Origin of the sequence: Pseudoalteromonas sp. MMG007 (assembly GCF_018100985.1) — a bacterium.
GTDB lineage: Bacteria > Pseudomonadota > Gammaproteobacteria > Enterobacterales > Alteromonadaceae > Pseudoalteromonas.
The window spans coordinates 1-1,519 of the sequence record NZ_JAGJEI010000036.1; the positions used below are offsets into that span (position 1 = coordinate 1).

Below are 1,519 nucleotides of genomic sequence, written 5' to 3' on the forward strand. Positions count from 1 at the left end.
TTCGTAATCCTCTACGGCTTTATACACTTGTTTTGCACTTATACAGCCAAAGGCAAGCCAAGTACTAAATTTGGTGGTGTTGTTAAAGCCATCCAGCTCGTTGCGAGTTATTTTATAAGTACTTGGCATTGCGCCTGAAAAATACTGCTTTAAATGTGCTTGCGCACTGTTAAGCCCGCCATGCATTACACCTTTATTTGTTATAGGTTCTATAGGTTTTTTTGCGCATAAGGTTATTGGTTGAGGGAGTAAGCCGTTTGGCAAAGTTGAAAGTGAAATAGGGTTATTGGCGGCCTCTACCTTTTTACGAAACGGGGTAAAGTGTTTAGGTAATTCGCTTAAATCAAAGGGGAGGTCGCTTTGTTTATAGAGCGTATCTTGCTGCGTTCCTGTAAATTGTGTATTTGGGCAATGTGCTTTGAGTAAGTTTATTTGATGTTGCTCGTACAGGCCAAATTGCTCACTGTATACCACTTCATCAATATTTTGCTCATTTATACGCGCTTTTAAAAGCGATACGGGCTCGCCCTCAAGCACATGCAGGGTTTGACCGCGCTCAATAAGTGCTTGTTGTAGCTCGTACAAGCTTTGCATCAAAAACTGCTGCTTATGTATGCCGTAGGGTTTTTGTTGGTAGTTATTATTTTTAAACCAGTGCGGGTTTATAACAAATACAATATCAAGCGCACATTGCTCGGATGCAAGGCCACTAAAAATAAGGTTATCGGTTAGGCGTAAATCGTTTTGTAGCCAATATAAAATGCGTTTGCTCATACTTAATGCTCTGGTTTTTAAACTCTAAAGCTTTACGAAACAAAAGCGGGTAAGGATTGATTTTCACTTGTATTTAATTAAGAAAGGATGAGCAAGTGTGACTTGCTCATATTGGCTTACTTAAAAGGTTGAGTTGCTTGGCGTATGTTTTCAGATATATAGGCAATTAAATAAACAAAAACAGTGAGTGGTAAACCAAATATAAATAAGGCAATTTTGTACTTATTAGCAATGGTTGATTTAGGTAATGTAATTGCAAAGCAAACGCTCATGGCTAACCAAAATAAAGCTAAAAGTGGTGATATGTTTGATTGAGAGTTAGATAAATCACACGTGCCAAATGAAATACTGGCAAAAGATGCGTTACCTATTTCTATACACTCGTTGCTGTTGATAAGGCTTAATGTAATTACTGTTATGATTAATACTAGTAATAGAGGTAATAAGTGTTTCATATTTTCTTCCTTAATTATTTAATTTTATGGGTCGCTCTATAGCGCCTATACAAATTAAAACGATCGGCAAAAAATAACGATAACAAAGCCATTAACTAGTTATTATAAAGTTATAACCATGGTGTTACCTTGGTTATAACTTTTATAAATCATTACTATTCAATAGGTTGTGATTTTACTTCAGCTATAAGCTGATAACCTCGCTTCATTACAGACTTTATATATTTGGGATTTTTTGTGTCGTTATCGTTAAGGGCCACACGTAGTTTGCTAATAACTCGCCTTGGACT

2 protein-coding genes are annotated in these 1,519 nt (G+C 36.3%); both read right to left on the bottom strand.

Annotation, left to right across the window (positions count from 1 at the left end; translation table 11 throughout):
* Positions 1–774: deoxyribodipyrimidine photo-lyase (locus J8L71_RS18285; RefSeq protein ID WP_211001791.1), on the bottom strand; the 774-nt coding region annotated here is incomplete at its 3' end.
* Between the two features lie 116 nt (positions 775–890).
* Positions 891–1,229 carry a transcriptional regulator gene (locus J8L71_RS18290; protein WP_211001792.1) on the bottom strand — a complete coding sequence of 113 codons (339 nt, stop codon included), beginning with the start codon at positions 1,227–1,229 and terminating at the stop codon, positions 891–893.
* Positions 1,230–1,519: the final 290 nt, after the last annotated feature.

What these genes read in the sequence shown, in the direction of transcription:
- J8L71_RS18290 (WP_211001792.1), bottom strand. Translation starts at nt 1,229, where the DNA reads ATGAAACACTTATTACCTCTATTACTAGTATTAATCATAACAGTAATT.